The sequence below is a fragment of the Streptomyces pseudoechinosporeus genome (genome assembly GCF_054783935.1).
In genome coordinates, this window is record NZ_BAAGPS010000001.1 from 372,408 (window position 1) to 397,690 (window position 25,283).

20 protein-coding genes, 1 tRNA gene and 1 pseudogene are annotated in these 25,283 nt (G+C 71.0%); 8 read left to right on the forward strand and 14 right to left on the reverse strand.

The genetic code is table 11. The features are described from left to right. Positions 1–95: 95 nt before the first annotated feature. Positions 96–767, forward strand: a complete 672-nt coding sequence (locus tag ACYVO6_RS01670; protein WP_461056568.1) for a FadR/GntR family transcriptional regulator — start codon at positions 96–98, stop codon at positions 765–767. Between the two features lie 157 nt (positions 768–924). Beyond that, complete coding sequence (locus tag ACYVO6_RS01675; RefSeq protein ID WP_461056569.1) at positions 925–1,923, forward strand: PAC2 family protein; 999 nt, start codon at positions 925–927, stop codon at positions 1,921–1,923. A gap of 77 nt (positions 1,924–2,000) precedes the next feature. Here ACYVO6_RS01675 and mshC read toward each other — a convergent pair whose 3' ends face one another. The 6 genes from mshC to ACYVO6_RS01705 form a co-directional block, all read right to left on the reverse strand. Further along, on the reverse strand, positions 2,001–3,230 hold the full coding sequence (gene mshC, locus ACYVO6_RS01680) for a cysteine--1-D-myo-inosityl 2-amino-2-deoxy-alpha-D-glucopyranoside ligase (RefSeq protein WP_461056570.1): 1,230 nt from the start codon (positions 3,228–3,230) through the stop codon (positions 2,001–2,003). Between the two features lie 110 nt (positions 3,231–3,340). Further along, the gene (locus ACYVO6_RS01685) at positions 3,341–4,156 is read right to left on the reverse strand and encodes an SCO1664 family protein (RefSeq protein ID WP_461056571.1); all 816 of its coding nucleotides are present in this window, start codon (positions 4,154–4,156) and stop codon (positions 3,341–3,343) included. Further along, entirely contained in the window at positions 4,120–4,710 is a 591-nt protein-coding gene (locus ACYVO6_RS01690) for a DUF3090 domain-containing protein (protein ID WP_461056572.1), read from the reverse strand. Before ACYVO6_RS01690 ends, ACYVO6_RS01685 begins: the two co-directional genes overlap by 37 nt. A gap of 99 nt (positions 4,711–4,809) precedes the next feature. Continuing rightward, positions 4,810–5,496, reverse strand: a complete 687-nt coding sequence (locus ACYVO6_RS01695) for a histidine phosphatase family protein (protein ID WP_461056573.1) — start codon at positions 5,494–5,496, stop codon at positions 4,810–4,812. 140 nt (positions 5,497–5,636) lie between these two features. Further along, a complete protein-coding gene (locus ACYVO6_RS01700) occupies positions 5,637–6,425 on the reverse strand; it encodes a ferritin-like domain-containing protein (RefSeq protein ID WP_461056574.1) in 789 nt (262 codons plus the stop codon). Positions 6,426–6,656: 231 nt separating this feature from the next. Beyond that, positions 6,657–7,709, reverse strand: a complete 1,053-nt coding sequence (locus ACYVO6_RS01705; RefSeq protein WP_461056575.1) for an LLM class F420-dependent oxidoreductase — start codon at positions 7,707–7,709, stop codon at positions 6,657–6,659. 162 nt (positions 7,710–7,871) lie between these two features. Here ACYVO6_RS01705 and ACYVO6_RS01710 point away from each other — a divergent pair, with 162 nt between their 5' ends. Further along, entirely contained in the window at positions 7,872–8,855 is a 984-nt protein-coding gene (locus ACYVO6_RS01710) for an aldo/keto reductase (RefSeq protein ID WP_461056576.1), read from the forward strand. After that, positions 8,852–11,212, forward strand: a complete 2,361-nt coding sequence (locus tag ACYVO6_RS01715; RefSeq protein WP_461056577.1) for a helix-hairpin-helix domain-containing protein — start codon at positions 8,852–8,854, stop codon at positions 11,210–11,212. The genes ACYVO6_RS01710 and ACYVO6_RS01715 overlap by 4 nt, the downstream gene beginning before the upstream one ends. A 135-nt stretch (positions 11,213–11,347) precedes the next feature. Here ACYVO6_RS01715 and ACYVO6_RS01720 read toward each other — a convergent pair whose 3' ends face one another. After that, positions 11,348–12,082 (reverse strand): hypothetical protein, encoded by a 735-nt coding sequence (locus ACYVO6_RS01720; protein ID WP_461056578.1) that lies wholly within the window; start codon positions 12,080–12,082, stop codon positions 11,348–11,350. 47 nt (positions 12,083–12,129) lie between these two features. Between ACYVO6_RS01720 and ACYVO6_RS01725 the strand changes: the two genes are divergently transcribed. Then, positions 12,130–12,318 (forward strand): DUF5703 family protein, encoded by a 189-nt coding sequence (locus tag ACYVO6_RS01725; RefSeq protein ID WP_033323315.1) that lies wholly within the window; start codon positions 12,130–12,132, stop codon positions 12,316–12,318. An 85-nt stretch (positions 12,319–12,403) separates the two neighbouring features. Here ACYVO6_RS01725 and ACYVO6_RS01730 read toward each other — a convergent pair whose 3' ends face one another. The 3 genes from ACYVO6_RS01730 to ACYVO6_RS01740 form a co-directional block, all read right to left on the reverse strand. Then, entirely contained in the window at positions 12,404–13,099 is a 696-nt protein-coding gene (locus ACYVO6_RS01730) for a chaplin (protein ID WP_461056579.1), read from the reverse strand. A 140-nt stretch (positions 13,100–13,239) separates the two neighbouring features. Then, complete coding sequence (chpH, locus tag ACYVO6_RS01735) at positions 13,240–13,473, reverse strand: chaplin ChpH (protein ID WP_461056580.1); 234 nt, start codon at positions 13,471–13,473, stop codon at positions 13,240–13,242. A 200-nt stretch (positions 13,474–13,673) separates the two neighbouring features. After that, on the reverse strand, positions 13,674–14,999 hold the full coding sequence (locus ACYVO6_RS01740; protein WP_461056581.1) for a M20/M25/M40 family metallo-hydrolase: 1,326 nt from the start codon (positions 14,997–14,999) through the stop codon (positions 13,674–13,676). A 186-nt stretch (positions 15,000–15,185) separates the two neighbouring features. Between ACYVO6_RS01740 and ACYVO6_RS01745 the strand changes: the two genes are divergently transcribed. The 3 genes from ACYVO6_RS01745 (at position 15,186) to ACYVO6_RS01755 (ending at position 21,015) form a co-directional block, all read left to right on the forward strand. Further along, a tRNA-Leu gene (locus ACYVO6_RS01745) sits at positions 15,186–15,270 on the forward strand. 412 nt (positions 15,271–15,682) lie between these two features. Further along, on the forward strand, positions 15,683–19,555 hold the full coding sequence (locus ACYVO6_RS01750; RefSeq protein WP_461056582.1) for a Pls/PosA family non-ribosomal peptide synthetase: 3,873 nt from the start codon (positions 15,683–15,685) through the stop codon (positions 19,553–19,555). 89 nt (positions 19,556–19,644) lie between these two features. Beyond that, entirely contained in the window at positions 19,645–21,015 is a 1,371-nt protein-coding gene (locus ACYVO6_RS01755) for a M1 family metallopeptidase (RefSeq protein ID WP_461056719.1), read from the forward strand. Between the two features lie 423 nt (positions 21,016–21,438). On the opposite strand, the pseudogene ACYVO6_RS01760 reads toward ACYVO6_RS01755, so the two are convergent. The 4 genes and pseudogenes from ACYVO6_RS01760 to ACYVO6_RS01775 form a co-directional block, all read right to left on the reverse strand. Then, positions 21,439–22,462: pseudogene (locus ACYVO6_RS01760) on the reverse strand (L-idonate 5-dehydrogenase). A gap of 14 nt (positions 22,463–22,476) precedes the next feature. Further along, the gene (locus ACYVO6_RS01765) at positions 22,477–23,238 is read right to left on the reverse strand and encodes an SDR family oxidoreductase (protein WP_461056583.1); all 762 of its coding nucleotides are present in this window, start codon (positions 23,236–23,238) and stop codon (positions 22,477–22,479) included. A gap of 19 nt (positions 23,239–23,257) precedes the next feature. Then, entirely contained in the window at positions 23,258–24,652 is a 1,395-nt protein-coding gene (locus ACYVO6_RS01770; RefSeq protein ID WP_461056584.1) for a GntP family permease, read from the reverse strand. 60 nt (positions 24,653–24,712) lie between these two features. Continuing rightward, positions 24,713–25,231 carry a gluconokinase gene (locus tag ACYVO6_RS01775; RefSeq protein WP_461056585.1) on the reverse strand — a complete coding sequence of 173 codons (519 nt, stop codon included), beginning with the start codon at positions 25,229–25,231 and terminating at the stop codon, positions 24,713–24,715. Between the last annotated feature and the right edge of the window lie 52 nt (positions 25,232–25,283).

Consider the following 25,283-nt stretch of genomic DNA (forward strand, 5'->3'; position numbering starts at 1 on the left):
TGATCGTCCCGCACGGGCCTCACCTGGGCCGTCGAAGCCCCATAATGAGACATCGGATGTCTGAGCGACATATCTGATCGACAGGGAGGCCCGCCATGGCAGTCACCGATGAGGCGATCGAAAAGATCAAGGGAATGATCGTCTCCGGCGCGCTGCGCCCCGGCGACCGGCTGCCCAAGGAGAGCGAGCTCGCCGCCGACCTGGGCCTGTCCCGCAACTCCCTTCGGGAGGCCGTACGGGCGCTGTCCCTGATCCGCATCCTGGACGTACGGCAGGGCGACGGCACCTACGTCACCAGCCTGGACCCGCAACTCCTCCTGGAGGCGCTGAGCTTCGTCGTCGACTTCCACCGCGACGACACGGTCCTGGAGTTCCTGGCCGTACGCCGCATCCTGGAGCCGGCCGCGACCTCGATGGCCGCCCTGCGCATCAGCGAGCAGCAACTCGACGCGCTCACGGCCCAGCTGGACGCGCTGGGCGCGCAGCCCTCGGTGGAGGAACTCGTCGCCTGCGACCTGGAGTTCCACCGCGGCATCGTGCAGAGCTCCGGCAACTCCGTGCTCTGCTCGCTCCTCGACGGTCTCTCCGGACCCACCACCCGAGCCCGCATCTGGCGCGGGCTGACCCAGGAGGACGCGGTCAGCCGCACCCTGCACGAGCACCGCGCGATCCTCGCGGCCCTGCGCGACCGCGACGCGGAGGCGGCCCGCTCCTGGGCGACGGTGCACATCGCGAGTGTGGAGCAGTGGCTGCGCAGCACCCTGTGATGAACCGTCCATTACAGCTCGGATGACTTGGGGGTGTTCCGGGGTGGCGAACGGGGCAGTGATGCGTTCACTCCCCCATGCAAGGGGGCTGCGGGCGCCCCGTACGCACGCCGTAAGGTTGGGGCGTACGTGAGGGCACGTCGGAAGGAGGCGCTGGGTGATCGAGCTCGAGGGGGTTCCCGAGCTGGTCGACCCGGTCATGGTGGCCGCGTTCGAGGGCTGGAACGACGCCGGCGACGCCGCCTCCACCGCGGTCGCGCATCTCGACAGGGAGTGGAAGGGCGAGGTCTTCGCGGCGCTCGACGCCGAGGACTACTACGACTTCCAGGTCAACCGGCCCACGGTGTGGCTGGACGGCGGCGTACGCAAGATCACCTGGCCGACGACAAGGTTGTCGGTGGTCCGGGTCGGCGGCGAGAAGCCGCGCGACCTGGTCCTGGTCCGCGGCATCGAACCGTCCATGCGCTGGCGCTCGTTCTGCAACGAGATCCTGGGCTTCGCCCATGAGCTGGGCGTGGAGCTGGTGGTGATCATGGGCGCCCTGCTCGGCGACACCCCGCACACGCGTCCGGTCCCGGTCAGCAGTGTCACGTCCGACGCGGACCTGGCCCGCACCATGGACCTTGAGGAGACCAAGTACGAGGGGCCGACGGGCATCGTCGGCATCCTCCAGGAGGCGTGCACACACGCGGGCGTACCGGCGGTCTCCTTGTGGGCGGCCGTGCCGCACTACGTCTCGCAGCCGCCGAACCCGAAGGCGACGCTGGCCCTCCTCAACCGTCTGGAGGACCTCATCGACCTGCGTATCCCGCTGGGCGAGCTGCCCGAGGACGCGCGGGCCTGGCAGCTGGGCGTGGACCAGCTGGCCGCGGAGGACAGCGAGGTCGCCGAGTACGTGCAGTCGCTGGAGGAGGCCCGGGACACCGCCGAGCTTCCCGAGGCCTCGGGCGACGCGATCGCCCGCGAGTTCGAGCGCTATCTGCGGCGGCGGGACGGCAGCGGCCCGGCGGCGGGCCAGGCCGGCGGTCATGCGACGGAGAGCGGCGACCCCGCCCCGTTCCTCCGGGACAACCCGGGCGGCCGTCCCCGGCCTTCGAAGCCGCAGCGCCCGGGGGCCGATGACGAGGGCTCGGCTGACGACTCGTCGGAGGACTGAACCGTAGGAGCGGAACCACAAGGGCGGTGCGTACGCGACGCACCGCCCTCGGTTGCTTCTGAACCTGCTCGGCAGCCTTACAGGGCCACCCCTAGGAGCGCGTCCACGGCACGCGATACGACACCGGGGGCGCCCTCGTCGCTGCCGCCCTGTTCCTGCTGGAGGGCGGCCCAGCGGTCAACGGCCGTGAGCGCGGCGGGCGCGTCCAGGTCGTTCGCGAGGGCCTCGCGGATCTCCTCGATGAGCGCGTCGGCGGGCGGTCCGTCGGGCCGCGACACGGCGGCCCGCCAGCGGTCGAGACGCGCGAGGGCGTCCTCGAGGACCTGGTCGGTCCACTCCCAGTCGGCCCGGTAGTGGTGCGAGAGCAGGGCGAGCCGGATGGCCGCCGGGTCGACTCCGTCACGCCGCAGCTTCGACACGAAGACCAGGTTGCCCTTGGACTTCGACATCTTCTCGCCGTCGAGCGCGACCATGCCCGCATGCACATACGCCTGCGCGAACGGGAACTCCCCGGTCAGCGCCTGCGCGTGGGAGGCGCCCATCTCGTGGTGCGGGAAGGCGAGATCGGAGCCGCCGCCCTGGACGTCGAAGCCCATGCCCAGGTGGTCGAGGGCGATCGCGACGCACTCGATGTGCCAGCCGGGCCGGCCCCGGCCGAGCGATGCGCCGTCCCAGCTGGGCTCGCCCTCCCGGGCGGCCATCCACAGCATCGGGTCGAGCGGGTTCTTCTTGCCCGGACGCTCCGGGTCACCGCCGCGCTCGGCGGACAGCAGCCGCATCGCGGCAGCGTCGAGGTTGGACACTTTCCCGAAGTGCGGGTCCGCCTCCACGGAGAAGTAGACGTCGCCCTCGAGTTCGTACGCGGCTCCGGCGTCGCGCAGCCGCTCGACGAGCGGGACGATCCCGGGTATCGCCTCGACGGCGCCGATGTACTGCTTCGGGGGCAGCATCCGCAGGGCGGTCATGTCCTCGCGGAAGAGGGCGGTCTCCTTCTCGGCGAGCGCCACCCAGTCGACGTCGTCCCGGGCGGCGCGCTCGAGAAGCGGATCGTCGACGTCCGTCACGTTCTGGACGTAGTGAACCTGCCGCTTGGTGTCGAGCCACACGCGCTGAACGAGGTCGAACGCGTTGTAGGTCGCCGCGTGACCGAGGTGGGTCGCGTCGTACGGGGTGATGCCGCAGACGTAGATACGGGCGACGGGTCCGGGATCGAGGGTGATCAGACCCCCGGTCGCGGTGTCGTGGATCCGGAGGCCGCGGCCCTGTCCAGGCAGGGCGGGGACCTCAGAAGCGGGCCAGGCATACATGTCTTGAGCCTAACCGGACGCATCTTCCGTATACGAACCGCATCGGGCCCGGTGGCCGGGAAGGCCCTCTTGCATACGCGGCTGCCGTATGCCTCGCCGTGCCGGCCGTACTACACGGGCGGCCACGGGATCGCGGGCCACTCCCCCGAGGGCTCCGGGTGCCGTCCTGTGGTGAGCAGATCGGCGACACGCGCACGTGTGGCGTCCAGTTCGGCCTGCGTGATGAGTTCGGCCAGCCGCAGGCCCAGCGCCCCGTCCAGGGCGTCCTTGAGTCCTCCGAGAACGTCGACGGCCTCAGGGGTGAGCTTCTCCCCCGCCCACCCCCACAGCAGGGTGCGCAGCTTGTTCTCGGTGTTGAAGGTCACCCCGTGGTCGATGCCGTACAGCCGCCCCTCACCGGTGGGCAGCAGATGCCCGCCCTTGCGGTCGGCGTTGTTGATCACGGCGTCGAGTACGGCGAGCCTGCGCAGCCGCTCGTCGTCGGCGTGCACGAGCAGCGCCGTACGCCCCTCACCCACCTCGGCGAACCCGATGGCCTTCCAGCCCTCGCCGGACTCCTCGCCGTCGACCAGCGCGAGCAGCTCGGCACCGGGCACCGGCTCGATCCACTGTTGGCACATGCCCTCGCCGTACGGCCCGTCGCGCAGCACGGTGGCGGGGACGAGCCCCCAGCCGGTCGCCTCGGACACCTCGTACGCGGCGACCTCCCGCTGGGCGAGGGTCCCGTCGGGGAAGTCCCACAGCGGGCGCTCGCCGGCGACCGGCTTGTAGACGCAGGGCTCGGTGCGGTCCTCGTACGTCACATCACACAGGAGGACCGCGTTGGAGGCCTCACGCACCTGGCCGCGCACCGTCAGCTCGCCCTCGGCGAGCAGCTCGGCCGTGGTCGTCACGCCTCGCGGCGGTATCCGTTCTGGCGCGGACATACGTGTCCTTCCGGATCGAGCGGGAGACTGCACAGCGGGCAGGGCGGCCGGCCCGCGTTGACGACGTCCAGGGCGCGCTTGGCGAAGGCCCTGGCCTGTGCACCGGTGAGGCGGACCCGGAGCATCGGCGGGCCGTTCTCCTCGTCCTGCAGGAGCCTTTCCTCGGCGGCGGCGAGGTCCTCCTCGGAGTCGGCGTCCAACTCGACGAGGGCCTGCGCCTCGACGATCATGCGCTGCTCGTCACCGTCCCAGGCCAGCGCCATGGTGCCGACCCGGAACTCCTCCTCCACGGGAGTCTCCAGAGGTGCGGTGTCGGAGACCTCCGTCGGGGCCACCGCCGGGACGGCAGCGCTGCCTCCCGTACGGCGTACGACCTCGTCGAGAAGCTCGTCCATCCGCTCGGCGAGCGCCGCCACCTGCGTCTTCTCCAGAGCCACGCTGGTCACCCGGGGCCCGGCGGTGGCCTGCAGGAAGAAGGTACGGCGCCCGGGCAGCCCGACCGTACCGGCCACGAAACGGTCCGGTGGGTCGTAGAGGAACACCTGACGGGACACGTCCTGTCTCCATTGGATCGAGTGCTTCTGCCATCGACTGCGTCTGCTGCTGACAACTGCTGCGCTGCTTCGACCGCTTCACCCTACTGCGGCTGACGATCACGGTGCGCCCGCACTGCCACCCACCGTGGCGTCACCGCCCGGGGGCTCCTCACGCGGTGCGAGGGAGGCGAAATCGCCGGTGTCCCCGAGGCGTACGAGAAACGGCCGCAGCCGTGTGTAGCGGATCGCGGTGATGGAACATGGTTCTACGGAAATCCGCTGGAAGAGGTCCAGATGAAGCCCCAGTGCGTCCGCGACGAGGGACTTGATGATGTCGCCGTGGGAGCACATGAGGTACACGGCGTCGGCACCGTGATCGCGCTCCACGCGCGCGTTCCACTCGCGTACGGCTTCGGCGGCCCGGGTCTGCATCGCCCGCATCGACTCGCCGCCCGGGAACGCGGCGGCGGACGGATGCGCCTGTACGACCTCCATCAGCGGCTCGTCCATCAGCTCGGCGAGCTTGCGGCCTGACCAGTCGCCGTAGTGGCACTCCCCGATGCGCTCGTCGGTGTGCGCGCGCAGTTCGGGCCGGGCGTCGAGCAGGGGTCGCAGGGTTTCCTGGCAGCGCTCCAGGGGGCTGGTGACGACCTCGGATATCGGCAGCCCGCCGAGCCGCCCGGGCAGCTCGGCGGCCTGTTCGGCGCCGCGCTCGTCGAGGGAGACGCCGGGCGTCCACCCGGCGAGCAGTCCCGCGGTGTTGGCGGTGGAACGTCCGTGCCGGACAAGGATCAACGTGGGCATGCGGCCCAGCGTAAGCCGCCGCCGGGATGTGCCCCGGTTCGGGAGGCACAGGAGTTCCGCGGTGTCACTGATCGGGCTCCACGCGCGCGTGCCCCGTACCCCTGTCGGGTACGAGCGGCACGCGCGCGTGGCTCATGCCGTCAGGCGAACTCGGGTGCCGCCGAAGCCGGCCCGCCCAGGGCGTCGCGGCGCTCGGGCATCTTCAGGGAGACCATGCGGCGCCAGCCGCCGAGCCGCTCGTACAGGTAGACGGCGTGGATGCCCGCGGCGAGGACGCCGGCCTTGGCCTTCGACCAGCCGAGGATGCGCCCCATGTTGGCCATCACGGCGAGGCTGACGTCCCGGTAGATGCGGATCTCGGCGAGCGCGCACTCGCGCAGGATGCGCTGGATCATCCGGCCGTGGCCCGCCGCCGCGAAGCGCAGCAGTTCCTCGTGGCAGTACGCGAGGTGGTTGTCCTCGTCGTTGGAGATCATCTTGACGGCTCGGCCGAGGTCGGGATGGTCGGCGAAGTGCTTGCGGAGGAGCTCCATCTCCTCGGAGGCGCGCTGCTCGGTGACTCTGCTGTGCGCGAGGTAGGTGACGATGTCCTGGACGGTGAGCGCCTGATCGCCCTTGAGCTTCTCGTGGGCGAGGCCGATGCCGTTGTTCTCCAGGAGCATGGTGTAGTCGGTGGCAGGCGGGACCTCGACGGGTTCCAGGCCACGCTTCTTCATGAGGGCGTTGAAGATGCGCCCGTGTTTGTCCTCGTCGACGCCATGGCGGGTGATCTTGGGTGCGAGCGCGCGCTCACTGTCCGGTACGAGAGCCGCGATGCGCGCGTTCTCCCAGCCCCCTTGTGACTCCCCGCTGACGGCGATGGAACAGAAGAGCTGGAACGACTCGTCGTTGTCGAGGATCTCCTGGAACAGACTCTTGGCCGAAAGCATCACTGCCCCTTCTCTGCAGAACTCCCAGAACTCCGCAAAGAACGAGTCAAAGGCGCTGTCAGGGGTGCGGCAACACCTGTGTCGGACAAATCCGCCGAACGATGGACGCCGGAGGCCTCTGCGACGCGTAACCACGGGGGCTGTCGGCGCGTTGTTCCCCGTGACGGCCGTGGCGGGGAAGACCCCCGAGCCCCCACCACGGCCGCGGAAACCTACCGCGGTCGTCCGGTGTCACAGTCCGGCGCGTTCGAGGGCCTCCGTGCCGGCGCGGAGCGAGGCGAGGCGCTCGTCGAGTGTGAAGCCCGCGGGAGCGAGGGTGAGGGTGGTGACTCCGGCTTCGGCGTAGGACTTCATCCGGTCCGCGATCCGGTCGACCGAGCCCAGCAGGGTCGTCTTGTCGATCAGGTCGTGCGGTACGGCGGCTGCGGCGCCCTCCTTGTCGCCGGACAGGTACTTGTCCTGGATCTCGGCGGCTTCCTTCTCGTAGCCCATGCGCTGGGCGAGCTGGTTGTAGAAGTTCTGCTTGCGGCTGCCCATGCCGCCGACGTACAGCGCGGTGTAGGGGCGGAAGTTGTCGGCGAGCGTGGCCACGCCCTTGTCGTCGCCGAGGGCGATCGGCAGCGTCGGGCAGACGTCGAAGCCGTCCATCGTCAGGCCGGCCTTCTCGCGGCCCGCGCGCAGGTGCCGCAGCGTGGTCTCCTCCAGGTGCTCGGCAGAGGGGAAGATCAGCAAGGCGCCGTCGGCGATCTCGCCGGTCTGCTCCAGGTTCTTGGGGCCGATCGCCGCGATGTAGAGCGGGATGTGCTCGCGCTGCGGGTGCACGGTCAGCTTGATGGGCTTGCCCGGCCCGTCCGGCAGCGGCAGCGTCCAGTGCTCACCCTCGTACGACAGGCGCTCGCGGGTCATCGCCTTGCGGATGATCTCGACGTACTCGCGGGTGCGGGCCAGCGGCTTGTCGAACTTGACGCCGTACCAGCCCTCGGAGACCTGCGGTCCGGAGACGCCGAGGCCGAGGCGGAAGCGGCCACCGGAGAGCGAGTCGAGCGTCGCGGCGGTCATCGCGGTCATCGCGGGCTGGCGGGCCGGGATCTGGAAGATGGCCGAGCCGACGTCGATGCGCTCGGTCTGTGCGGCGACCCAGGTGAGCACGGTGGCCGCGTCCGAGCCGTACGCCTCGGCGGCCCAGCAGACCGCGTAGCCCAGGCGGTCGGCCTCCTTGGCCACGGTGAGATTGTCGGCGTCCATTCCGGCGCCCCAGTAGCCGAGGTTGATCCCGAGCTGCATGGCCGATCCCCTTACTGATCAGTAACGTCCCTTGTGCGGCACCCTAGCGCGCCCTCGGGCCCGGCGGCAGGGAGCCCGGGCGGGGACGGCTTCGGGCTCGGGTGATCCTGGTTGTCCACAGGGTCCCCCCGCACTGAGTTCGGGCCAGTAATCTCAGCCCACATGGAGCAGAGGCATCTCGGCCGTACCGGCCTGCGTGTGTCCCGGATCGGACTCGGCACCCTCACCTGGGGCCGGGACACCGACGAGCACGACGCCGCGGACCTGTTGAAGGCGTTCTGGGAGGCGGGCGGGACCCTCGTCGACACGGCGGACGTGTACGGCGACGGGGAGGCCGAGTATCTGCTCGGGCAGCTCATGGAGGGGCTGGTGCCACGCCGGGACCTGGTGATCTCGACGAAGGCCGGGAGCGTGCCGGATCCCGACCGGCGTTTCGACGGTTCGCGCGGGCATCTGCTCTCCGCGCTCGACGCTTCGCTGGCACGGCTCGGCACGGACTATGTGGATCTTTGGCAGGTCCACGCCTTCGATCCGGAGACGCCGCTGGAGGAGACTCTCCAGGCCCTCGACATCGCGGTCAGCAGCGGTCGCGCCCGGTATGCCGGGGTGTCCAACTTCTGTGGCTGGCAGCTCGCCAAGGCGGCGACCTGGCAGCTCGCGGCGCCCGGGATACGGACCCGGCTGTCCAGTACGCAGATGGAGTACTCCCTGCTGCAACGCGGCGTCGAACGCGAGGTGCTGCCCGCGGCCATGGACCTGGGCATCGGGCTGCTCCCGTCCTCGCCCCTGGGCCGGGGCGTGCTGACGGGCAAGTACCGCAGCGGTACGCCCGCGGACTCCCGGGGTGCGTCGGAGCATCTGGCCCCGTTCGTCGCGCCGTATCTGGACGAGGCGGCGAGCAGCATCGTGGAGGCGGTCACGACCGCCGCGGACGGGCTCGCGGTGACACCGCTCCAGGTGGCCCTCGCGTGGGTGCGCGACCGGCCCGGCGTCGCCGCCCCCATCATCGGCGCGCGTAACGCACTGCAGCTCACGGCCGCGTTGTCAGTGGAGACCCTTAGTCTTCCTGACGAGATCTGCCGAGCGCTCGACGACGTGTCAGCGCCCGTGCACCGCTATCCCGATCACCACTGGAGCACGCTGTGACCACGGATCCCGCCGGCACGGAGCCCGCTGCCACGGAGGAAGCCGAGCCGGGGACGCCGACCGCCGGCCCGGGGGCCGACTCGGGCTCCGGGGCCGGGGGACCCGGAGCCGAGAAGGGTGCCTCCGGCGAGGGGTCGGCGCTCGCCGCCGACCCGGCCGTCGCCGCGGCCGGCCGGGAGGACGTCGAGGGCCGCGCTGCCGCCGGCAGCGCGGCCGGTGAAGGCGGCACCGTGACCGACGGTGGGGACGCTGAGGAGAGCCCCTCGGGCGCTGCGGGGGAATCCGGCGCGGACGGTGAATTGTCCGAAGCCGAGGCCGAGTTGGCCGCGCAGCGGGAGTTGCGGGAGCGGATCGAGCGGCGGAAGGCCGAGAAGAAGGCTGTCGAGAGCGGGAAGAAGCTGAGCGGGACGGCAGCCGATCTGCTCGCGGCCGTTCGTGCGGTGGAGAGCGGGGAGAAGCCCGGGGGGAGCGTCTTCAGTGCGGCGGAGTCGGCGCCGCGCAGGGTGGCGCCCGAGCCGGTGCGACGGCCGCAGCCCGTGACCTCGTCCGCCGCCGCACCGGTGCCGGCCGAGGCCGTCGATGCCGTACGGGCCGTACTCCTCGAGGGCGGCGCCCCCGAAGCGCTCGCACCCCAGGTCACCGCGGCCCTCGGAGAGGGAGCGGACGGACAACTGCGCGAGGATCCCTGGCAGTTGCTGCGCGTGGCGGGGGTGCGGCCGGAGCAGGCGGACGGGTTCGCGCGGGCGCTGCTCGGCGCGAAGTGCGGGCCCGGCGACGAGCGACGGGGCCGGGCGGTCACCGTATGGCTCCTGGAACAGGCCGCCCTGGTCGGGCACACCGCACTGGAAGCTTCGACGCTCAGCACCGCGCTGGCGCAGCGCGCCGTGCCGGATCCGGACGCCGCCGTGCAGAGCGCCATCGCCGAGGGTGACGCGCTGGTGTTCCAGGACCCGCTGGACGAGCCGAGCGCACCCGTGGCGCCTCGGCAGTCCGGCGAAGAGGCCGAGGAGGGTGAGGCGGGTGAGCAGGAGCGGCCGGTACGCGTCCTCGTCGGCCTGGAGCGGTACGCGCTCGCCGAGGAGAGCCTCGCCGACGGGCTCGCGCGCGTGGTCAACTCGCTGCCCAAGGAGGGCGGTTCGGCCGACGACTGGGAGTCCGCCGCGACCGGCTCCGCCGCCGAACTGATCCGCGCCGTCGCGGGCCACGGCCTCGTGCTCCACACCGGCGGCGAGGCGTCCCGGGCGGAACCAGCAGCTTTGGTCGCCGCTGCCCGGGCGCTCGGGCTGCGGGTGTGCGCGGCCACGCACAGCGTGGACGGACGGCAACGGTTCGCAGCACTGCTCGCGCGAGCCGAGCAGCAGGAGCAGCACAAGCAGCAGGAGCCGGCAGCCGAGCCCCACGAAACCGTGGCCACTGTCGCGGGTCTGCTGTCCGGGGCCGAGGGACCGGGTCGTGACGCGGACGGCATGCTGCGGACCGATCTGCTGGTCGTGCTCGACGCGCCCCAGCTGGACGTGGAGAGCGCGGCGATGCTGGCCGAGTCGCTGCCCGACGGGGTGCGGCTGGTGTTGAGCGGTGACCCCGGTGTGCTGTGGTCGGCGGGGCCCGGGCGGGTCTTCGCCGATCTGCTCGCGGCGCGGGTGTGCCCGCAGATCGCCTCGCGGACCCCGGACCCCGGCCCGATCGGCGAGCTGGTCTCGGGCATCGGCGTGGGCGAGTTGAACCAGGTGGAGGCCCCCGGCAAGGAGGTGGTGATCGTCCCGGTGCGCGACGCCGGCGAGGCGGTGCACCGCACCGTGCAGCTGGTCGCGGACTCGGTGCCGCGGGCGTTCGGGATCCCGGCAGAGCAGACCCAGGTGATCACGCCGGGCCACGGCGGCGCGGCGGGCACCCGGGTGCTGAACGCCGCGCTGAAGGAGCGGCTCAACCCGGGCTCGGGCCGCTTCGGCGGCTTCGACCCCGGCGACCGGATCGCCTACGCGCCCGCTCCGGGGCGTACGGTGCCCGGTCACGTGGTGAAGGCCGACGCCGAGGGGCTGCACCTGGAGTGCGCGGGCGTCCCCATGGTCGTACCGAAGGAGCGGGTCGAGCAGTCCGTACGCCACGGCTGGGCGCTCACCGCGCACCAGGCGGTCGGCCGGCGCTGGCCCGCCGCGATCGTGGTCCTGCCCGGCGACGCCGCCCAGACTCTGACCAGACCCTGGATCTACACGGCCTTCGGCCGCGCCGAACGCCACCTCTCCGTGGTCCAGGGCGTGGAACAGGCCCTGCCCCACGCGGTGGCGGAGATCCCCGCCAAGCCCCGCACCACGCGCCTGCCCACCCTGCTCAAGACCCAGGTCCCGACGGCCGGCTGATCCCCGCACTGGCGCTACTGACCGCGGCGCCCACAGGGCCGCCGGCACCGCATGGACCACCGGCGGGGGCCCTCAAAACACCGGTGGCGGTCACCGGGCCCACAAGCCCGTGACCGCCACCCGCCCAGCCTGCCCTCAGCGATCCGCGTCCAAGCGATCCGCGTCCAGTGGTTCCAAGTCCTCGTCGTCGTCCAGGCCCCGGCCGAGGGACGGAGCGAGGCCGTTCTCGCTGCTCTCGTCCAGGTCGTCGTCGGTCTCCTCGTCGAAGACCGCGCTGACGTCGAAGCGGCAGACGATCCGCTGGGGGTCGGCCTGCTCGAAGGGGGCGTCCAGCCATTCGCCGGGGTCGGCCGGTTCGTCCGCGGCGGTGACCCACAGCGTGGAGTCGCCCTCCTCCAGGCCGAACTCCTTGTGCCGGGAAGCGATCTCGTCCGGCTCGAACTCGCCGAACAGAACGCCCAGCGCACCGTGCACGGTGCCGGCCGCCGCGTCGAAGCCCGCGGCCGCCGCTCCCGACTCCTCCACGGCCTCCACCCGCTGGGCCTGCGCCAGCAGCCGCTGCGGCTCCACGACGGCGTAGTCGCGGCGGATCAGCACGCTCAGCGCGTTCGGCTCCTCGGGCCCGATGTAGGGCGGCAGTGTGTCTTCCGTACCGGGGATTTCGAAGGGCGTGACCTCGTCATAGCGGTCGTAGAGGAGCTCGTCGTACTCCTCGGCGGCCGAAGCCAGCTCGTTGAACGCCTCGTAGACGGCCGGGTCGTCCTCACCCGACCTGCGCTCGACCGCCGCAAGATGGCGGTCGAGCGCAGCCTTGATCGCCTCGGCGGCGGCGCGTACCTCGGCAGCGGTGGGCTGCGCAGCATCAGACATAGTGCAGACGCTATCCGTACCGGGCCTCTGCCCGCACAATAGATGCGATGCCGGAATACGAATTTGTCGACGTGTACGTGCCGCGCGGGGTCTCCCGCAAGGAAACGACGCGCCTGCTGACGGACCATGCGGAGTACGGACACTGGGAGCTGGACCGCCTCAGCCTGCACCCCGACGGCAGCCGCAGGGTGCGGTTGCGCCGGCGGATCATCCGCCAGGTGCGTGCCACGTGGTGACACTGAGTGGCTGAAACTTGAGCGGGCCCCGCGGTCGCGGGGCCCGCTCAAGTTTCAGCAGGTGGTCGGTGCCTTCCGCGCCTGGTTACGCCGCGGCCCGTGCCTTGCGGTAGAGCACGGCGCCCACCAGCAGCGCGCCCGCGCCCACCGGGAGCGCGAGGCCGACCGGCAGCTCGCTGCCGGTCGCCGCGAGCTGCGCGGAGCCCTGGGGCTGTGCGCCGGCCCGGGTGTCCGGGTTGTTCGGCGTCGAAGCGTCCACCTGTTCCTTGTCCGCGGACGGCTGCTCCGGGTCACCCGGAGGCGTCTCGTTGCCAGGAGGCGTCGTCTCGTGACCGCCCTCGGTGTTGCCGCAGTCGTTGCCCGCGGCCTCGTTGCCGATACCGCCGACGTTGACGCCGTTGCCGCAGACGTTGACCGGTACGTCCACCGGGACCTGCACATGGTTGCCGGAGCCGATGCCGGGTGAGTCACTGGTGTGTCCGCCGGCCTGCGAGCCGCCGCCGGACGAGTTGTCGTCGGACGAGTTGTCGGAACCGCCGCCCTCGTTGGCACAGCTGTTGCCCACCGCCGGGTTGAGCAGCCCGACCACGTTCACGGTGTTGCCGCAGACGTTGACCGGCACGTTGACCGGCGCCTGAACGGAGTTCCCCGAGAGCACGCCCGAGGAGTCGGAGGCGGAGCCGTCCGCCCCGGAGTCGGCGTGTGCGTAGCCGCCGGTGACGGCCAGGACGCCGGTGGCTGCCGCCACGGTCATCAGGCCCTTGCGGGTGACCTGTCGCATAGCTTTTCCCTGCCTTGTTGCTTCAGGAATGCGCACGCGCCCAGTGCACGTACGCGGAATGCGGAAAGTCGGCGGCCCCGGAACGCGTGGCGCGCACTCCGGGGCCGCGGACTCAGACCCTCATGGGGTGAAGCGCAACGTCACTTGTTGATGCAGGTGTTGCCGAAGGCGGGGTTCAGCAGCCCGATCACGGAGACCGTGTTGCCGCACACGTTCGTCTGCGCGTGGATCGGCACCTGAACGACGTTGCCCGACAGCACGCCGGGCGAGTGCACGGCAGCACCCTGGGCACCCGCGTCGGCAGCCGCAACTCCCGCACCAGCGAGAACGAGGCCACCGGTGGCAGCCGCAGCAGCGACGATCTTCTTGATCATTATTCCTCCTTGTTGGCGATGCGAACCTGGTCACGGGTCGCACCACCTGTAACGAGGAGGGAGTAATAGAGCTACGAGCCTATGAGCCCATTCACCCGTCTCAGTCAACTCCGCACGCGCAGGCGATTATTGGAGTTTCGTTTCAGCGTGTTAATTCAGGACACATCGTTGTTCAGGGCGCCTTGCTCACGATTCCTCGTTCAGGACGCCTCGATGAAGCGGTCGAGTACGCGCACGCCGAACTTCAGGGCATCGACCGGCACCCGCTCGTCGACACCGTGGAACATGCCCGCGAAGTCCAGCTCCGGCGGCAGCTTCAGCGGGGCGAAGCCGAAGCAGCGGATGCCGAGGTCGTCGAAGGACTTGGCGTCGGTGCCGGCCGACAGCATGTAGGGCACGGCTCGCGCGATCGGGTCCTCGGCGGACAGCGCGGTCTGCATGGCGTCGACGATGGCCCCGTCGAAGGTGGTCTCCAGCGCCTTGTCGGCGTGCACGTCCTCACGCTTCACGTTCGGGCCGAGGATCCGGTCCAGGTCGGCGAGGAACTCCTCCTCGTAGCCCGGCAGATAGCGGCCGTCGACATGTGCGGTGGCCTGGCCCGGGATCACGTTGACCTTGTAACCGGCGCCCAGCTGGGTCGGGTTGGCGGTGTTCTGCAGCGAGGCTCCGATGAGCTTGGCGATGCCGCCGAGCCTGGCGAGCGTCTCGTCCATGTTCTCCGGGTCGAGTTCGGTGCCGAGCGCGTCGCCGAGTTCGTCGAGGAAGTGCCGCAGCGTCTTGGTGACGCGGACCGGGAACTTGTGCCGGCCGAGCCGCCCGACGGCTTCGGAGAGTTCGGTGATGGCGTTGTCCCGGTGGATCATCGAACCGTGTCCGGCGGTGCCGTCCACGGTCAGCTTCATCCAGTGCATGCCCTTCTGGGCGGTCTCGACGAGATACAGCCGCAGCTTCTCGTTGACCGTGAAGGAGAACCCGCCGACCTCGCCGATCCCCTCGGTCACGCCCTCGAAGAGGTCCGGGTGCTTGTCGACGAGGTGCTTCGCGCCGAACTTGCCGCCGGCCTCCTCGTCGGCCAGGAAGGCCAGCACGAGGTCACGGGGCGGCTTGCGTCCGCTGCGCAGCCGGTCGCGTACGACCGCGAGGGTCATCGCGTCCATGTCCTTCATGTCGACGGCGCCGCGGCCCCACACACAGCCGTCCGCGATCTCGCCGGAGAAGGGGTGGTGGGTCCAGTCCGAGGCGTTGGCGGGTACGACGTCGGTGTGGCCGTGGATGAGCAGCCCGGGCCTGGATCGGTCCTCGCCCTCGATCCGTACCACCGTGGAGGCTCGGCCCTTGTGCGACTCGAAGATCTGCGGTTCGAGCCCCACCTCGGCGAGCTTCTCGGCGACGTACTCGGCGGCCCTGCGCTCGCCCGGGCCCGAGTGGTCGCCGTAATTGCTGGTGTCGATCTGGATCAGCTCGCGGCAGAGGTCGACGACCTCGTCCTCACCGGTGATGCTCCTGGCCGTATCCGACTCACTCACGCTGCTGCCTCCCGGGTTCACTGCTGCTTCTCCCTCTCATCCTCCCTCTCCGACCGCCCCTCCCCAAGGCCGGGACCGGCCCGTCACACGGGGTTCACACCCCGCCGGCCCGTGATCGGGAGCCTCCGGAAGCCTGGTAATGTTTCCTCTGTCGCCGCGGGGTGATTCCCGCACGACCAACACCTTGTCCGGGTGGCGGAATGGCAGACGCGCTAGCTTGAGGTGCTAGTGCCCTTTATCGGGCGTGGGGGTTCAAGTCCCCCCTCGGACACTGAAGGTAAACCCCAACTTGTGCGGGCCGAGCTGAGTCTCGGCCCGCACAAGCTGTTTTACGGAGGTTGCAGGTGAGCCGGAGTGGCCCCGCTCCCGGACCTCTCGCCCGGGAGCGGGGCGCGTGCGGGAGTCAGTCGAAGGAGCCCGACTGATATCGAGTGCTGTCCGACCCGCCCTCGGCCGATGTGTGGGCGATATCTCGTCCGAGGGGCAGATCACGAGGTCACGGCGGGTGGGTGCCTTCGATGGGCAGCCCCGAACGGGCCTCCCGTATGGCTGCTCGTAAGGGGCGAGTCCAGAGTCGTACTAAGATTTCCGGCTTGTTACGGAGCTGGAACCGGACAACCCCAGGCAGACCTGCGGGCCCGCCAGCGCCCCGGAGGTTTCCGGGAACGAGAGGCGAGGTCGCGATGACAGCCATACACGAGAGCAGTGCTCTCGGTGTGCTCGACGCAGAGATCCGCGAACAGTTCGGCAATACGGCACGTTTCTCCGCAGGCCCCGCGTCCTCCCCCCGCACCCTCGTCGACGTCTTCGAGGCCTCCGTCCGCTCGTACCCGGACGAGCTCGCCCTGGACGACGGAAGTCGCCCCCTCACGTACCGGGCGCTGGCCGTCGAGGTCGAGAACCTGCGGCGACGCCTGAGCACTGCCGGGGTCGGCCTCGGCGACCGGGTCGGCGTACGCGTCCCCTCCGGGACCAATGACCTGTACGTCGCCATCCTCGCCGTACTGGCCGCTGGCGCCGCCTATGTGCCCGTGGACGCCGAAGACCCCGATGAGCGGGCCGAGTTGGTGTTCGGCGAGGCCGGGGTGCGGGCGGTCGTCGGGGCCGGGTACGAGCTGACCGTCGGCGAGAAGAGCGAGACCCCCGCCGCGCGGCCCGGTACCGAGCACGACGCCTGGATCATCTTCACCTCCGGCTCGACCGGGAAGCCCAAGGGCGTCGCCGTCAGTCACCGCAGCGCCGCCGCCTTCGTGGACGCCGAGGCCGAGCTGTTCCTCACCGAGGAGCCGATCGGGCCCGGCGACCGGGTCATGGCCGGGCTGTCCGTCGCCTTCGACGCCTCCTGTGAGGAGATGTGGCTGGCCTGGCGGTACGGGGCCTGTCTGGTGCCCGTGCCGCGTTCCCAGGTGCGCAGCGGTGCCGATCTCGGGCCCTGGCTGGTGGAGCAGGAGATCACCGTGGTGTCCACGGTGCCGACGCTGGCCGCTCTGTGGGAGCCGGAGGCCCTCAACGACGTACGGCTGCTGATCTTCGGCGGCGAGGCCTGCCCGCCCGAGCTGGTCCAGCGGCTGGTGACCGAGGGACGCGAGGTCTGGAACACGTACGGCCCCACCGAGGCCACCGTGGTCGCGTGCGCCTCGCTGATGACCGGTGAGGAGCCGATCCGGATCGGGCTGCCGCTGAACGGCTGGGAGCTGGCCGTCGTCGACGAGGCCGGGGAGCCGGTGCCGATGGGCGCCAGCGGGCAGCTGGTGATCGGCGGGGTGGGTCTGGCCCGCTATCTCGATCCCGAGAAGGACGCGGAGAAGTACGCCCCGCTGGAGTCGTTGGGCTGGAAGCGTGCGTACCGCAGTGGTGACCTGGTCAAGGCCGAGCCGGAGGGGCTGGTCTTCCTCGGGCGGGCCGACGAGCAGATCAAGCTCGGCGGGCGGCGGATCGAGCTGGGCGAGGTGGACGCCGCGCTCCAGGCGCTGCCCGGTGTCCAGGGCGCGGCTGCCGCCGTGCGCAGCGCGCGCAGCGGCAATCAGCTGCTCGTCGGCTATGTGGTGACGCAGGACGGCTGGGACCACGCGAGCGCTGTCGAGAAGTTGCGTGCCGAACTGCCTGCGGCCCTGGTCCCGCTGCTCGCGCCCGTCGACGAGCTGCCGACCCGTACGTCAGGCAAGGTCGACCGCAACGCGCTGCCCTGGCCGCTGCCCGAACTGGAGACGAGTGGTCCCGCCGAGCAGCTGTACGGCACCGAGGCCTGGCTCGCCGAGCAGTGGAGCGAGGTCCTCGGCATCCCCGTGGGCAGCGCGCGGGACGACTTCTTCGCGATCGGCGGCAGCAGCCTGGCCGCCGCCCAGCTCACCACCAAGTTGCGCACCCGCTACCCCAGCGCTGCCGTGGTCGACCTCTATCAGCACCCCGTGCTGCGCAAGCTGGCCCGGCATCTGGAGAAGTCCGCGCAGGGCGACGGTGCCGCCCGCGAGATCGCGCCGGTGCCGCTGCGGGCCAAGGTCGTTCAACTGCTTCTGCTCATCCCCCTGTTCACGCTCCTCGGGCTGCGCTGGACCGTGGCGCTGGCCGCGCTCGGCAACGCCCTGCACTGGTTCGGCGCGTACCCCTGGGCTCCTCAGACTTCCTGGTGGGCCGTCGCCGGAGCGGCGCTGTTCTTCAGTCCGCCTGGGCGCCTCGCGATCGCCGCGGGCGGTGCCCGGCTGCTGCTGCGGGGCGTCAAGCCCGGTCGCTACCCGCGCGGCGGGAGCGTGCATCTGCGGCTGTGGACGGCGGAGCGGCTCGCCGAGTTCAGCGGTGCTACCTCGCTGACCGGGTCCTGGCTGGAGCGGTACGCGCGGGCGCTCGGCGCCAAGGTCGGCCCCGATGTGGACCTGCACTCACTGCCGCCGGTGACCGGCATGCTCAAGCTCGGCCGCGGTGCCGCCGTCGAGTCCGAGGTGGACCTGTCCGGGCACTGGCTGGACGGCGACCGGCTGGAGATCGGCCCCGTCAAGGTGGGCGCGGGCGCGGTGGTCGGCACCCGCGGCATGCTCTTCCCGGGCGCCCGCGTCGGCAAGCGGGCCGAGGTGGCCCCCGGCTCCGCCGTCTCAGGACATATTCCCACCGGTCAGCGCTGGGCGGGCGCTCCCGCGGTCAAGCTCGGCAAGGCGAAGCGGGACTGGCCCAAGGAGCGCCCGCGGAAGGGGACGTACTGGGGAATCATGTACGGCGCTACCGGGTTCGCCCTGACGGCGCTGCCGCTCCTCGCCGCTCTGGCCGCCCTCCTCGTGGCGAGCGTCTTCGTCTCGCCGGACGCCGGGCTCGGCGAGGCTCTGCGGGGCGCCGCGCTCGCGCTGGTGCCGGCGACGCTGACCTTCGGTTTCGCGTACGCGCTGCTCCTGCTGATCTCCGTACGGCTGCTCAGTCTGGGCCTGCGTCCTGGCACGCATCCCACGCACAGCCGGATCGGCTGGCAGGCCTGGACGGTCACGCAGCTGATGGACCGCTCGCGGGAGACGCTGTTCCCGCTGTACGCCGGGCTGGTCACGCCGGTGTGGCTGCGGCTGCTCGGGATGAAGATCGGGCGGGGCGCCGAAGTGTCCACCGTGCTCGCGCTGCCCAGTCTCACGACGGTCGGCGAGGGCGCGTTCCTCGCGGACGACACACTGACCGCTCCGTACGAGCTCGGGGGCGGCTGGATGCGGATCGGGCGGGCGGAGATCGGCCGCCGGGCCTTCCTCGGCAACTCCGGGATGACCGCGCCGGGCCGCTCCGTGCCGGACGGCGGCCTGGTCGGGGTGCTGTCGGCGACGCCGAAGAAGGCCAAGAAGGGCAGCTCGTATCTGGGTCTGCCGCCGGTGAAGCTGCCGCGTGCGACCAACGACGCCGACCAGAGCCGTACGTACGACCCGCCCGCGCGGCTGCTGTGGGCGCGCGGTCTGGTCGAGCTGTGCCGGATCGTCCCGGTGTTCTGCTCGGCCGCGCTGGCCGTGCTGACGGTGGCCGCGCTCAGCACGCTGGGCGCCTGGGCGTGGCTGCTCGGCGGCGTGGTGCTGCTCGGCGCGGGCGCGGTCGCCGGCCTGGTGTCCATCGTCGCGAAGTGGCTGCTCGTGGGGCGGCACCGGACCGGTGAGCACCCGCTGTGGAGCGGCTTCGTGTGGCGCAACGAGCTGGCCGACACCTTCGTCGAGGTGGTGGCCGTGCCATGGCTGGCCGGTTCCGTGCCCGGTACGCCCGTGATGTCGCTGTGGCTGCGCGGCCTCGGCGCCCGGATCGGCAAGGGCGTGTGGGTGGAGAGCTACTGGCTGCCGGAGACGGACCTGGTGACGCTGGAGGACGCCGCGACCGTGAACCGTGGCTGTGTCCTGCAGACCCACCTCTTCCACGACCGGATCTTGCGGACGGATACTGTGGTCCTCCGTGAGGGCGCCACCCTGGGCCCGGGCGGAATCGTTCTGCCCGGCAGCACCGTCGGAGCCCGCAGCACGCTGGGACCCGCATCCCTCGTCATGGCGGCGGAATCCGTTCCCGACGACACCCGCTGGCTGGGCAACCCGATCGAAGCATGGCGTCCCTAGGCGCGGCCCGTACGGCGCCCGGGGAGGTGGCACCGGCACGTCGTACGAGCACAGGGCAGGGAGCGGACACAGCAGTGGCGCAGCGGACAGTGGGAGCGGACCCGTACTTCCCGGCGAACGGGGACGCCCGCTACCGGGTGCACCGGTACGAACTCGCCCTGGACTACCGTCCCGGCCCCAACCGGCTGTCCGGCACCGCCCGGCTCAACGCCATAGCCGGCCGGGCGCCGCTCGCCGAGTTCCTGCTGAACCTCGCCGACTTCAAGGTGGGCCGGGTACGGGTCGACGGCCGGGCACCGCACTACACGCACCGGGGCGGCCGGCTCCGTATCCGCCCGGCGAAGCCGGTCCGGGCCGGGGCCGCCTTCACGGTGGAGGTGCACTGGTCGGGCAATCCCAAGCCGGTACGCAGCCCCTGGGGCGGGCTCGGCTGGGAGGAACTGGAGGACGGGGCGCTGGTGGCCAGCCAGCCGGTCGGGGCGCCGTCCTGGTACCCGTGCAACGACCGGCCCGCCGACAAGGCCTCGTACCAGCTGTCGATCACCACGCCGTCCGCGTACTCGGTCGTGGCCGGTGGCCGGCTGCTGACCCGGACGACGAAGGCTTCGACGACCACGTGGGTCTACGAGCAGTCGGCGCCGACGTCCAGCTACCTGGTCGGGCTGTCCATCGGGAAGTACCAGACGGTGCTGCTCGGCGACCCCGGCCTCGGCGGTGTACCGCAGGCCGGGCACATCCCGGCGCATCTGCTCACCCCGTTCTCCCGGGACTTCGCACGGCAGCCCGCGATGATGGAACTGTTCGAGGAGGTCTTCGGCCCGTATCCGTTCGGTGAATACGCGGTGGTCGTCACCGAGGAGGAGCTGGACGTCCCGGTGGAGGCGCAGGGGCTGTCCCTGTTCGGCGCCAACCATGTGGACGGGGCGCGGGGTTCGGAGCGCCTCGTCGCGCACGAGCTGGCGCACCAGTGGTTCGGCAACAGTGTGAGCATCGCCGACTGGCGGCACATCTGGCTGAACGAAGGGTTCGCGAAGTACGCGGAGTGGCTGTGGTCGGAGCGGTCGGGCGGGCGCAGTGCGCAGGCGCTCGCCGCTTTGGCGCACCGGAAGCTGGCCGGGTTGCCGCAGGATCTCCAACTGGCGGATCCGGGGCGCAAGTTGATGTTCGACGACCGGCTCTACGAGCGTGGCGGGCTGGTGCTGCATGCGGTGCGCTGTGCGCTGGGTGACGAGGCGTTCTTCCGGATGCTGCGCGCGTGGGCGGCGCTGCATCGGGGCGGCGCGGTGACGACGGAGGCGTTCACGCGGCACGTCGCGCGGTACGCGGACGCTCCGCTGGACGACATGTTCTCCGCCTGGCTGCACGAGACGGCGCTTCCGCCGCTGCCGTCCGCCTCCGGCGCGGGGATTCCGGCTCGGCCGCCTTATCCGCCGGGCGCTCCGCTGGGTGGCGCGGGGTAGCTGCGGGTGCGTGGTGGTTGCTCGCGCCGTTCCCCGCGCCCCTGGGTGCGTGGTGGGTCGGGGCCGTGGGCCGGTGCGTCAGCCCGTCGCAGGCCGGGCATACGACCCTGGGCTGGTACACGGTCCTGGTTCTCCGAGACCGAACCTACGCGACGGGCATACGACGCACCGGCCCACGTCCCCTCCCGCCGGTGGGAGGCTGCGGGCACGTCGTGGCTGGCGAGCATGGTGGCCGGCGGCTCCGGGAGCGCCCCTTCAGGGGCGCGGGGAACGGCGCGACCAGCCACCACGGACCCGCAGCCGCGACACGACGTGTCACCCCCACCCCCTTGGGGGCCTGGGGGCGGAGCCCCCCGTTTCGGGAAGGGGCGGGGCTGGGGAAAGAAAACCCTCCCCCACCCACCCGCACACCAGACACGACCGCTACCTCTCGAAGTCCAGCAAAACCTTGCAGGACTTCGTACGGTCCGCGGCCAGGGCGAACGCCGGCTCCGCCTCGCGGAGGGGGACGACCGCGCTCACCAGGTCATCGAACCTGGGCTCCCGCGCGAGCAGCGCAAGCGCCTCGTCGAACTCTCCGTCGAAGCGGAAGGAGCCCCGGAGTTCGAGCTCGCGGCTGACCACGAGGTTCCCGGCGAAGGGAGTCTGGCCGGGCGGGAGCATGCCGAGCTGGACGACGACACCGCCGCGCCGTACGAGCCGGAGGCAGGTGTCAAGACCCGCGGCAACCCCGGAGGCCTCGATCGCGGCGTCGACCTCCGCGGGCAGGCCGGGAGAGGCGGGCTCGTCCGCGCGTACGACCCCGTCCGCCCCGGCCGCCACCGCGAACTCCAGCGCCCGCGGCAGCAGATCCGTGACCGTCACCCGCGCGGCACCCGCCGCCTTCGCCGCCGCGACGACGAGGCAGCCGATGGGCCCCGCGCCGGTGACGAGGACGTGCCGGCCGGAGACGTCGCCGGCCCGCCGCACCGCGTGCAGCGCGACGGACAACGGCTCGGCCAGCGCGGCCCGGCGCAGCGGAAGCCCGGCGGGCAGGGCCCTCAACTGCTCGTCGGGAACGACCAGTTGGGCCGCGAACCCGCCCTGCACGTGCGGCGTGCGGGCCGCGCTGCCGAGGTAACGGGTGTCCCGGCACACGTTCCGCCGCCCGGACACGCACTCCGGGCACAAGCCGCAGGCTGTCGCCGGGTGCACCGCGACGGCCGTACCCGGCGCGGGACCGTCACCCCCGGCCCCGTACGAGACCACCGTCCCCACCCTCGTGCCCGAGCACCATCGGCTCCCGTAGCCGGAAGTCCCCTACGCCGCCATGCCGCCAGTAGTGCAGATCGGAGCCGCATACCCCGCCGTACCGTATGGCGACGAGCGCCTCGCCGGAGCCGGGAGAGGGAGGTGGCAGCTCGTCGACCCGCAGGTCTCCCTGGCCGTGGATCACGCAACCGAGCATTGGGGGAGCCCCTTTCACAGGACGCTGGTCATGCCGCCGTCGACGTACAGGATCTGCCCGCTCACGAAGTCCGCCGCGGGGGATGCGAGGAAGAGCAGGCCGCCGACCAGGTCCTCCGTACGGCCCCAGCGGCCCGCGGGCGTACGCCGCCGCACCCAGGCGCTGAACTCGGGGTCGTCGACGAGGGGCTGGGTGAGCTCGGTCTCGATGTAGCCGGGACCGAGCCCGTTGACCTGCACGCCCTGCGGTCCCCAGTCCGCACACATGCCCTTGGTGAGCATCTTCAGCGCGCCCTTGGTGGCGGCGTACGGCGCGATCCCGGGCCGTACCACCTCGCTCTGCAACGAGCAGATGTTGACGATCTTGCCGTGGCCACGTTCCGTCATCCGGCGGGCGGCTTCCCGGCCCACCAGGAACGCGCTCGTCAGGTTGGTGTTGAGGATCCGGTGCCAGTCGGTGTCCTTGAACTCCAGGAGGGGAGCGCGGAGTTGCATCCCCGCGTTGTTGACGAGGATGTCGAGGGGGCCTACTCGCTCCTCGACGTCCGCTATTCCAGCCGCCACTGACGGTCCGTCCGTGACATCGAAGGCCGCTGTGTGCACGGCTTCGCCGGGCAGCTCCGCCGCCGCCTTCGCGAGGCGCGTGGCGTCCCGGCCGTTGAGTACCACCGTGCAGCCGGCCTCCGCGAGGCCACGGGCCAGCGCGTGGCCGATGCCCCGGCTGGACCCGGTGACCAGCGCCGTACGGCCGCTGATGTCGAAGAGAGGGTGACTCATGCCCGTACTCCTAAGGACGCTAAATGACCAATGACAGCAGCAGGACCACGCCTCCGGCGACCACCGAGATGAGGGTCTCCATCACCGACCACGTCTTGATCGTCTGGCCGACGTCGAGGCCGAAGTACTCCTTCACCAGCCAGAACCCGGCGTCGTTGACATGGCTGAAGAACAGCGAGCCCGCGCCGATCGCCAGTACCAGCAGGGACGCGTGTGTGGTCGACATGTCGGCTGCGAGCGGTGCGACGAGACCGGCGGCCGAGATGGTGGCGACGGTGGCGGAACCGGTCGCGAGCCGGATCGCCACCGCGATCAGCCAGGCGAGGAGCAGGGCGGGTATCGACCAGTCCTCGGAGATGTCCAGGATCATCTGGCCCACACCGGAGTCGATCAGCGTCTGCTTGAAACCGCCGCCCGCGCCGACGATGAGCAGGATGCCCGCGATCGGACCGAGGGACTTCTCGACCGTCGTCGAGATCCGGTCCTTGGCGAAGCCGGCTGCCCGGCCCAGGGTGAAGATGCCGACGATCACAGCCGCGAGCAGTGCGATCAGCGGGGAGCCGATCACGTCGAAGACGCGCTGCACCATGTTCTCGGGGTCGTCGATGATGATGTCCACCAGCGCCTTGGCCAGCATCAGCACGACCGGCAGCAGCACGGTGGCGATGGTGGCACCGAAGCCGGGGCGCTTCTCCAAGTCGTCGGAGGTGCGCTGCGGGATCATCTTCTCAGGTGCGGGTACGTCCACCCAGCGGGCCGCGTACTTCGAGAACATCGGGCCCGCGATGACCACGGTCGGGATGGCGACCAGCAGGCCGAGGGCGAGGGTGACACCGAGGTCCGCCTTGACCGTGTCGATCGCGACCAGCGGGCCGGGGTGCGGCGGGATCAGACCGTGCATCACGGACAGACCCGCGAGGGCCGGGATGCCGATCCGCATCAGCGAGTAGTTGCCGCGCTTGGCCACCATCAGGACGACCGGGATCAGCAGCACGATGCCGACCTCGAAGAACAGCGGCAGCCCGATCACCGAGGCGATCAGCACCATCGCCCACGGCATCGAACGCCCGCCCGCCTTGGCGAGGATCGTGTCGACGATCTGGTCGGCGCCGCCGGAGTCCGCGAGCAGCTTGCCGAGGATGGCACCGAGGGCGATCAGGACACCCACGCCGGCGACCGTCGAGCCGAGGCCGGCGCTGAAACTGGCGATGGCCTTGTCGAGCGGCGCCCCGGCGATGGCGCCCAGCGCCAGCGTCCCGATGGTCAGCGCGAGAAAGGCGTGCAGCTTGAACTTGGTGATGAGCAGAACGATGACGGCGATGCCCGCCAGAACGGCGATGCCCAGCTGCGCATGACCCGCCGAAGTGATCGGCTCCGGGTCCGCTGCCAGCATCTCGACGCTGAGTCTGGTCACGGTGCTTTTCCTTGAGTGGCTTGAGGGGAGGGGGAGTTACTGCTCGGGGGTGCTGGGGAGTTACCGGTCGAGGCCGTGCAGAGCGGTCATGGCCCGCTCGGTGATCTCCTCCGGACTGCCGGAGACATCCACGGCGACACCCGCCTCGTCCGACTGGAGCGGCTGGAGGGTGGCGAACTGGGAGTCCAGCAGCGCCGTTGGCATGAAGTGCCCCTTGCGGTGCGCCATCCGGTCCTCGATGAGCTTCCGGTCACCCGTGAGATGGACGAAGACGACGCCGGGCGCGGAGGCCCGCAAGCGGTCGCGGTAACTCCGCTTCAGCGCCGAGCAGCTGACCACCCCGCCGAGCCCGGCCCGCCCGTGCGCCCACCGGCCGATGGCGTCCAGCCAGGGCCGGCGGTCCTCGTCGGTGAGCGGCGTCCCGGCCGACATCTTGGCGATGTTGGCCTCGGGGTGGAAGTCGTCGCCCTCGGCGTACGGCACGCCGAGCCGGTCGGCCAGCAGGGGACCGATGGTGGTCTTGCCGGTGCCTGCCACGCCCATGATCACGACGACATGGGTGGACCGCGATTGATTCATCGTGCTCTCGCTGTCTTCTTCGACATCGGACGGTCGACGACGGGATGTACGT